We start from the raw sequence: 7,599 nt of genomic DNA, 5'->3' as shown, positions 1-7,599 counted from the left end.
GCAATCCAGAATTACCAAAATGGGATATCCTTATTCAACCTGCTAGCGGGTAAATTCATTCCTAGAAATCTCCTAAGGCAGACAGAGGATAGAAGGCAGAAGGCAGAAGAGTTGTTAGCTGTTAGTTGTTGGAAGGATTCAGAAGCCAGAAGTTGGGATTCAGAAGGCTAAAGGCTGAACTCAAAGCTCTCCTACAACTCAACATTCAACACTCAAAACTCAAAACTCAAAACTTAAGTCAGTAGTCATTGCTTTGGAGGATTGCACGATGGTAGCGGCAGTAGTTGAACTTGACCCAAAACAGGCGATTTATGATCAGGTATTGCCTTCCCGTAAGCCCTGGGCGAAGGTGTTGACGAAAGGACAGGTGTTGCGGATTGTGGATTTAGGCGGCAATCAGGCCGTGGATTTTCTGGTCTATAACGCGGATGATCCGAGCGAGCGATACAGCGCCCCTGATACGATTCGGGCACAGGGCAATATTTTCATCACTACAGGCACAAAGCTGTATTCGAACGATGGGAATGTGCTGATGACTGTCCTCAAAGACACCTGCGGACGGCATGACACATCGGGTGGCGCGTGTAGTTGTGAAAGCAATTCGGTGCGGTTTGGGCTGGATAAGAAATGGCAGCACGCCTGTGTAGAAAATTTCCTCTATGCCATTAAAGATTACGGCCTGGGCAAACGGGATATGACGAGCAATATCAACTTTTTTATGAATGTGCCTGTGAGCGAGGACGGCACTCTCGAAATTGTGGATGGTATTTCTGATCCGGGTAGCATCGTTGATCTACGGGCAGAGATGAATACGCTGGTGGCGATTTCCAACTGTCCGCAGATGAACAACCCCTGCAATGGCTACAATCCGACTCCCATTCAGTTGCTTATTTGGGATGCGGTGTAAGGGTCTGCAAGAAACCGGGTTTCTGGAGATAGTTTGAATACTCAAACGACATATTTGCAAAGAAACCCGGTTTCTGCGTAAGCGCTCACTTCACAATCGGACTCTGCTTGTGCCACTCGGTTGCTTGCTCGTAGGCATAGGCGACTTGCAAGACCTGATCTTCGCGTAGGACATTGCCAATAATTTGCAGCCCGATCGGCAAGCCCTGCCCATCAAACCCACAGGGAACGCTGATACCGGGTAATCCTGCCAGGTTGACGGGAATCGTCATCAGGTCAATGAGATACATACTGAGGGGATCGGTCGTTTTGTCGCCAGCTTTGAAGGCAGTAGACGGCGCAGTCGGGCTGACCAACACATCCACCTGCTCAAAGGCGGCTTCAAAGTCCTGCTTGATCAGCGTCCGCACTTTCTGTGCTTTGAGGTAGTAGGCATCGTAATAGCCCGCCGACAGCGCGTAGGTGCCAATCATGATGCGGCGTTTCACCTCGGCCCCAAAGCCTTCAGCACGGGTGCGCGTGTACATATCCATCAGGTTTTCGGCATCGGGAATCCGGGCACCATACTTCACGCCATCGTAACGAGCAAGATTTGCCGAGGCTTCAGACGGCGCGATGATGTAGTACGCCGCAATGCCGTACCGAAAGCGAGGACAGGAGATTTCCCGTACTTCAGCGCCGAGACTTTTAAGCTGGTCGATCGCCCCTTGCACTGCTTTTTCCACCGCTGGATCGAGCCCCTCGCCAAAGGTTTCCGTAATCACGCCCACCTTTTTACCTTTGAGGTCAGTCGTGAGATATTGCGTGTAGTCGGGCACGTCAACCTTGAGGCTAGTGGAGTCCTGGGGATCGTAGCCCGCGATCGCGCCCAGCAAAATGGCGGCATCTTCCACCGATCGTGCAAAGGGCCCGATCTGATCCAGCGAAGACGCGAAGGCGACCAGTCCGTAGCGCGACACCAGTCCATAGGTTGGCTTCATGCCCACAATGCCGCAGAACGAGGCGGGTTGGCGAATCGAACCACCTGTGTCAGAACCGAGCGAGACGGTACATTCTCCGGCGGCGACGGCTGCTGCCGAACCACCCGACGAGCCACCGGGCACTCGTGAAGTATCCCAGGGATTCGCCGTGAGTTGAAACGCGGATGTTTCGGTTGAGCCACCCATCGCAAACTCATCCAGGTTGGTCTTGCCAACGGTTACTGCCCCTGCCTCGGCTAGCTTCTGCGTCACTGTGGATTCATAAGGCGGCACAAAATTTTCCAGAATGCGAGACGCACAGGTGGTGGGAATGCCTTTGGTGCAGAGGTTATCTTTGATGCCGATCGGAATGCCTGCCAGCAGCCCAATGTCTTCGCCCGCTGCAATCCTGGCATCGACCTGCCGCGCTTGCTCTAAGGCATGATCTGTTGTGACTTGCAAAAAGCTATGCAGCCTTGGCTCCAACGCCTGAATCTGATCGAGGGCTTGTTGCGTGATTTCAACTGCCGATCGCTCCTTGCGGATAAGCTGCTGATGCAACTCACGAATGGATGCCCTGCCAATGGATGCCATGCCATAACCTCGTTCTGACTCAACGTGCAAACTACAGTATACGGTTCAGAGCAACTGCGATCGTCGTGTAACATGCGACTTCGCCGCTTCCAACCGCTGGATCTCTTATAGTGAAGCTAGCCATTCATGACTCAGAGACAGACATCGTGTTTACTCTAGCCCTGCGCCCCACGTTAGAACTCACCGATGAGCAGTTTGAGCAAATTTGCCAAGCCAATCGAGACTTAAAATTTGAGCGCACAGCAAAGGGAGAGCTGGTCATCGTGGCACTAACCGGAGGAGAGACAGGGCGACGCAATATTAAATTAAGTGCTCGTTTGGAAGTCTGGAGTGATCAAGCTGGCTTGGGTGTTGCCTTTGACTCCTCCACAGGTTTTCGGCTGCCGAATGGTGCGATTCGTTCTCCTGATGCCGCATGGGTACGGTTAGAGCGCTGGCAAGCCCTAACACCAGAACAACGGAAAAAATATGTGCCGCTCTGCCCTGATTTTGTTGTTGAGTTGCGGTCTACCAGTGACGAACTGATGGATCTCCAGGCAAAGATGCAAGAGTATCTAGAAAATGGTTTGCAATTGGGTTGGCTGCTTGATCCAGAGACAGAAGTGGTTGAAATTTACAAACCAAATCAGCCCGTAGAACGGCTTGAAAAGCCCGCCAATCTGTCTGGAGGGAGCATCATGCCTGGGTTTGTACTCGCGCTAGCTGGAATTCTGACGGCTTGATATTTTGTACTCGCAGGCAGTAAGGCACTGTTGAGCGATCGCCCCCAAGCGTAAGATAAAGAGACGCTAAGGTGTTAGCCTTGCCTGAGTTGTTGTGAGCAGTTTGCGATTGAAGTATATGGCGATCGTCTCAATGCAGTATCCGTTTTCGACCCGCTGGTCTGGTTGGCTGGCAGGGCTATTGGTCATATGCCTGACCCTTTTCGGCTGTTCCACTCCGATGCAAGCCGACAGTCAAATTAGCCCACAGCTTAAAGAGCAAGTCTTACAAATCATTCGAGAGAACCCAGAAGCCATTCTCGATTCGGTGCAGGCGTACCAGCGCAAACAGCAAGCAGCACAGCAAAAAGAGCAGCAAGCGTTTCTCGAACAGACAAAGACGAATCCCAAAGCGGTCATTGGGTCGTCTCCTACAACCGGCGCAAAGTCCGGCAAGGTTCTATTGGTTGAGTTTTCGGACTTTCAATGCCCCTATTGCAGCAAAGCACATGCAATCTTGAAGCCGTTTATGGCAAAACATAGTGATGTGGTGACTCTGGTTTACAAGCACTTTCCGTTGACGAGTATCCACGCAGAGGCAATGCCTGCGGCTAAAGCAGCGTGGGCAGCAGGGCAGCAAGGTCAGTTTTGGGCATATCACGATGCACTCTTTACCCAGCAAGAACAGCTAGGAGAGTCGTTTTATCAGGCAACAGCAAAGACACTCAAGCTGGATCTGAAGCGGTTCGATCGCGATCGTGCGAATGCTGAAACAGCCATTCAGCAGGATATTGAACTAGGTAAAAAGCTGGGGCTTTCCGGTACGCCCTTCTTCATCATGAATGGAGAAACCTTGACGGGTCTTAGCTCTGTAGATGAACTGGAGGAAGTGTTGGGGCGGGTTAGTAAAGGTTGAAGGCAGAAGGAAAGAGTCAGTGGTCAAAACTCACAACGCACAACTTCCTAGTGCTAAGCCATAATGTTGACGGGCTTGAATCCTCCCCTCTAAACCAACTGCATTCATGAATCATTGTTCGACTGCCGGGCTTCGTCTTGCGCTGCTTGTTCCGCTCATGCTGGTTGCAGTCGGCATGAGTGCGTTGAGCGCCAATGCCCAAAGCGCCATCTATAAGCCAATCCCAATCGCGTCTGGAAAAACGATTACAGATAAGCTAACCGATAAAGATCTCCCTACTGGGCAGGGTGGCTTTGCACGCGATTATGTATTGCAACTCAAAGAGGGCGATCAACTGTCGATCGACCTGACCTCTGAAAACTTTGACACGATCGTCACCCTCATTGGAAGCGATGGCTCTACTGTTGCTGAGAATGATGACGGACCTGATGGCAGTACCAACTCACTTTTATTCACCCGTATTACCAAGGCTGGTACCTACTTCATTCGTGTCCGTGCCTTTGGCGAACTGGCTGGCGGCAACTTTAAGCTCAAGGTGACGCTGCTAAAACCCCTGTAGAGGCTTGCTTGCGCTTAAGTCCGAACCCTCACACTACTCACTCCATAAGGTCGTTAAGGAACTTGTGCTGACTGCACATAAACCATCCTTGCTTCGTCTTCATTGCCTTGTTGTCGCCTGTTATAATCAGGCTTATAACTGGGGCTGTAGCTCAGATGGATAGAGCGACCGCCTCCTAAGCGGTAGGTCGAGGGTTCGAATCCCGCCAGTCCCGTACAGTTTGAATCGAGCCAAAACCCCTTCTTTAAGGCATTCTGAAGCAGCAATTCCAAATTCAGATTTTGACAAAGGGTAAGGGCAAGCAGGAGCATCAGAAGACTTTTCAAAGAGAATCCTGATGGAGCCAATGAAGCTGAGTTTTGGGGCTTTGATTGCCTATCTGAATCGGGCGATCGCCCCGATGGAAGACGCTCGCCAAGCGAGTAATGGGACAAAATACAGCCTGAAAGAGGCGTTATTGACTGCATTTTCGGTGTTTTTCATGCAAAGCGAGTCGTTTCTAGACTACCAGCGGCATCTGGAGAGCCATCACAGCAACAGTAATGCTCAGAGTTTGTTGGCATGATAAGCGTACGGACTGTACCGCAAATCCGCAACGCCGCTTGTGGCGATCGCTGTATCGTTGAGGTCGCTTTGATGTCGAGACCGTTGCTCAGTATCAGGTCTTCATCGAAGCGGTGATTGCCAAACTCACTGCCAAATGCCAGCAGAAATTTGCATTGGAACAACCGACACTGCAGGTGTTGCCCCGCTATCGGACGGCGGATTATGAAGTCCTCAGCAGTCGAGTCAGTACCCATAGCACCATCAGTGTGCGCTGCAGCCTCTACAGGGTGCTTTCTCGCGCTTGGACAACAACTCACCTTGCCCCTCTATCATGACCGACTGGTCGGCTTTGTTGGCACGACAGAAGTAGTCGAGCTACCTCGATGGCACGTGCATGGCAGTACTGCGATGCGACGAGCACGCTGCATCAACTACCGTCAGGTGATGGGGCGTCTACGCCACTAGCCCAGAGCGTTTCTGTATTGCCAATGACCACAGGATTTGCTCCCCGATGCAGACTGGCGCGCTCGCTGGCAGCAAATGAAACCCCGATACTGCCACTCGTTGGATCGTCGAGGCGTTGTCTCTTGCCGCCACTCAAGACAAAGAGGTGGCAGTGGCTGACGATCTTAAACCGGAGCTGGTAACGGGCACCTTCACCCTGCATCGACTGCAACACCAATTTGAACGCATGACCAACTTACCCGTCCCGGCTGTGGCCTCGGTGCAACATGAACGATCGATCGCTAAACTCCACCTCAAAGGCAGCCCCATCGGCTAGCAGCTTAACCACGGTTCCGACGTGTCCACGCCACAGGTTGTAGTCAGCCAGATCAACCGTTAGCGCTACAACATCCAATCATTTGATTGCGTTTGTTTTCATCAGGACTTACCCATTTGACCAAAACCTCGGAGGTTTAAGCGATTACATTGGTTCGGTGCCTCACTCTTGGTTAAAACCTGCGAGGTTTGCGTCAGTTCTATTCATTCCGTCTCACCTTCAGCCTGAACCGATTCAGTCGCTTGTGTTGCCGATTGAGCCGTTTCTGCTTGCGGCGGTTTTGGTGGCAAGTAGTCTGGCAAGAGTGCTCTTCTATAGGAAGCTACTACGTTAAGTTGTTTCCAAGTGAGTCCAACGGCTTCTTGTACTCCAAACACAGTCAGATGGTTTGGAGGGTTCTTGAATTTTGTCTCTCGAAGATTCGCTTCCCAAAGGTTTGCTTCATGCAGATTCGCCCCCCAAAGGACTGCCTTTTGTAAATTCGCCCTATGGAGGAGAGCCTTTTGCAAATTTGCCAGCGTAAGCTTAGTCCCTTGCAAATTCGCCATCATAAGATTGGCTCCTTGCAGATTCGCCATCATAAGATTGGCTCCTTGCAGATTTGCCATTAAAAGATCTGCTCCTTGTAGATTGGTTCCGGCAAGATTAGCCTGGTTGAGTTGAGCCTTCGGCGGCAGTTTCAATTGGCGCAAGTCAGCTTTATATAGATCGAGTGGACGACGTTCTAGAGGGTGTCTGTAAGTATGTCTACGTCGCTCAAGGACAGTCATCACGGCTTGAACATCGATCGCTAACGGTGGAATTTTTTCATCACTCTGAGTTTCATTGTTTGCCATCGCCTCCAATGCCACTTGCACAAACGAGGAATGCGTTTTGGTGGCTTTCGGTGGCCAGGGCGATCGCTCCCTTACGTAAGAAGTCAGCGTTTCCATGACCTGCCAGTAATACTTCTCTTCGGCATCCTTTGCGATTTGTTCCAGCGCGTAGATGCCACCCAACCGTGCGTGGATATTGTCGCTGCCCAGTTGTTCCACGGCTTTGCTGAAGCGATCGGCGACTTGTTTTTCCTGTGTAGCTCTCAAGTTGCGCCAGGAGATGAAGATGGTGGCAAAGACCAATAGCCCGCCGACTCCCTGCACTAAAACGGTTCGTGAGGTATTCTCGGCATCGAGTCTCGACTTTTCGAGTGGGGCAATTTTTTCAGGATCGGCGGGTTTGCCTGATGCTTGCAGCGCATCGATTTGCTTTTGTAGCGGTGCCACTTGCCATTGGGGAATCTTCCATATTCCCAAGAGGACGAGCACTACGACCACGCTGCCGATCGTGCTCAAAAGGGGCTTTTGCATTAAGGCTTTGAGCATCCTGCCGCTATTTCTCCGGTGCTGCTGGTTACGTGCAGATACATCCAGAGTAGTGGAGATTTCGTAGAGGCTGACCGTTTGCTGTAGCGTTGGTTGGGCTGGGTCTACTGGACGCGTTGGCTTCTCATCACGCTTCAATACTTGCCGCATTCACCTCTGTTTTATCGTGCAGACTCAATGTGAGGCGATGCAATGGCAATAGAGCTGTTGCTTTATAAAAAGCGCTCAAACTCTTTCAAAACCTATTCTTTCTTCTTCCTTTTCTCTCTGGGTTAA

10 protein-coding genes, 1 tRNA gene and 1 pseudogene are annotated in these 7,599 nt (G+C 51.2%); 8 read left to right on the top strand and 4 right to left on the bottom strand.

The features are described 5' to 3' along the window. Window positions 1-268 precede the first annotated feature (268 nt). Window positions 269-907, top strand: a complete 639-nt coding sequence (locus C7B82_RS20795) for an urea amidolyase associated protein UAAP2 (RefSeq protein ID WP_106258255.1) — start codon at window positions 269-271, stop codon at window positions 905-907. An 85-nt stretch (window positions 908-992) separates the two neighbouring features. Here the strand turns inward: C7B82_RS20795 and gatA are convergent, their stop codons facing one another. Beyond that, window positions 993-2,459 (bottom strand): Asp-tRNA(Asn)/Glu-tRNA(Gln) amidotransferase subunit GatA, encoded by a 1,467-nt coding sequence (gene gatA, locus C7B82_RS20790; protein ID WP_106258254.1) that lies wholly within the window; start codon window positions 2,457-2,459, stop codon window positions 993-995. A gap of 146 nt (window positions 2,460-2,605) precedes the next feature. Between gatA and C7B82_RS20785 the strand changes: the two genes are divergently transcribed. The 6 genes from C7B82_RS20785 to C7B82_RS35240 all read left to right on the top strand — a co-directional run bounded on the left by C7B82_RS20785 (window position 2,606) and on the right by C7B82_RS35240 (window position 5,646). Then, window positions 2,606-3,181, top strand: coding sequence for a Uma2 family endonuclease (locus tag C7B82_RS20785; protein ID WP_106258252.1), 576 nt, complete (start codon window positions 2,606-2,608; stop codon window positions 3,179-3,181). A 94-nt stretch (window positions 3,182-3,275) separates the two neighbouring features. Beyond that, the gene (locus tag C7B82_RS20780) at window positions 3,276-4,076 is read left to right on the top strand and encodes a DsbA family protein (protein ID WP_245940021.1); all 801 of its coding nucleotides are present in this window, start codon (window positions 3,276-3,278) and stop codon (window positions 4,074-4,076) included. 106 nt (window positions 4,077-4,182) lie between these two features. Next, window positions 4,183-4,635: a PPC domain-containing protein gene (locus C7B82_RS20775; RefSeq protein WP_106258250.1), complete on the top strand. Its 453-nt coding sequence runs from the start codon at window positions 4,183-4,185 to the stop codon at window positions 4,633-4,635. 140 nt (window positions 4,636-4,775) lie between these two features. Next, a tRNA-Arg gene (locus C7B82_RS20770) sits at window positions 4,776-4,849 on the top strand. Between the two features lie 123 nt (window positions 4,850-4,972). After that, window positions 4,973-5,200 carry a hypothetical protein gene (locus C7B82_RS20765; RefSeq protein WP_106258248.1) on the top strand — a complete coding sequence of 76 codons (228 nt, stop codon included), beginning with the start codon at window positions 4,973-4,975 and terminating at the stop codon, window positions 5,198-5,200. 203 nt (window positions 5,201-5,403) lie between these two features. Beyond that, window positions 5,404-5,646 (top strand): hypothetical protein, encoded by a 243-nt coding sequence (locus C7B82_RS35240; protein WP_181357590.1) that lies wholly within the window; start codon window positions 5,404-5,406, stop codon window positions 5,644-5,646. Here C7B82_RS35240 and C7B82_RS35235 read toward each other — a convergent pair. Then, window positions 5,609-5,857 (bottom strand): hypothetical protein, encoded by a 249-nt coding sequence (locus C7B82_RS35235; protein WP_146141223.1) that lies wholly within the window; start codon window positions 5,855-5,857, stop codon window positions 5,609-5,611. The genes C7B82_RS35240 and C7B82_RS35235 overlap by 38 nt on opposite strands. On the opposite strand from C7B82_RS35235, the gene C7B82_RS35230 reads away from it, so the two are divergent. Then, on the top strand, window positions 5,762-5,962 hold the full coding sequence (locus tag C7B82_RS35230) for a hypothetical protein (protein ID WP_181357589.1): 201 nt from the start codon (window positions 5,762-5,764) through the stop codon (window positions 5,960-5,962). The genes C7B82_RS35235 and C7B82_RS35230 overlap by 96 nt on opposite strands. Window positions 5,963-5,974: 12 nt before the next feature. On the opposite strand, the pseudogene C7B82_RS35225 reads toward C7B82_RS35230, so the two are convergent. Beyond that, window positions 5,975-6,040, bottom strand: a pseudogene (locus C7B82_RS35225) (DUF4926 domain-containing protein); the annotation flags it as partial. 125 nt (window positions 6,041-6,165) lie between these two features. Continuing rightward, window positions 6,166-7,473 carry a pentapeptide repeat-containing protein gene (locus tag C7B82_RS20750; RefSeq protein ID WP_106258244.1) on the bottom strand — a complete coding sequence of 436 codons (1,308 nt, stop codon included), beginning with the start codon at window positions 7,471-7,473 and terminating at the stop codon, window positions 6,166-6,168. Between the last annotated feature and the right edge of the window lie 126 nt (window positions 7,474-7,599).

Source organism: Stenomitos frigidus ULC18 (assembly GCF_003003795.1).
Taxonomy (GTDB): domain Bacteria; phylum Cyanobacteriota; class Cyanobacteriia; order Leptolyngbyales; family Leptolyngbyaceae; genus Stenomitos; species Stenomitos frigidus_A.
Note: the sequence above shows the minus strand (reverse complement) of the source record. Positions and strands in the feature narration are given on the sequence as shown.

What these genes read in the sequence shown, in the direction of transcription:
- C7B82_RS20795 (WP_106258255.1), top strand. Translation starts at nt 269, where the DNA reads ATGGTAGCGGCAGTAGTTGAACTTGACCCAAAACAGGCGATTTATGAT.
- gatA (WP_106258254.1), bottom strand. Translation starts at nt 2,459, where the DNA reads ATGGCATCCATTGGCAGGGCATCCATTCGTGAGTTGCATCAGCAGCTT.
- C7B82_RS35240 (WP_181357590.1), top strand. Translation starts at nt 5,404, where the DNA reads ATGAAGTCCTCAGCAGTCGAGTCAGTACCCATAGCACCATCAGTGTGC.
- C7B82_RS20750 (WP_106258244.1), bottom strand. Translation starts at nt 7,473, where the DNA reads ATGCGGCAAGTATTGAAGCGTGATGAGAAGCCAACGCGTCCAGTAGAC.
- C7B82_RS20765 (WP_106258248.1), top strand. Translation starts at nt 4,973, where the DNA reads ATGGAGCCAATGAAGCTGAGTTTTGGGGCTTTGATTGCCTATCTGAAT.
- C7B82_RS20775 (WP_106258250.1), top strand. Translation starts at nt 4,183, where the DNA reads ATGAATCATTGTTCGACTGCCGGGCTTCGTCTTGCGCTGCTTGTTCCG.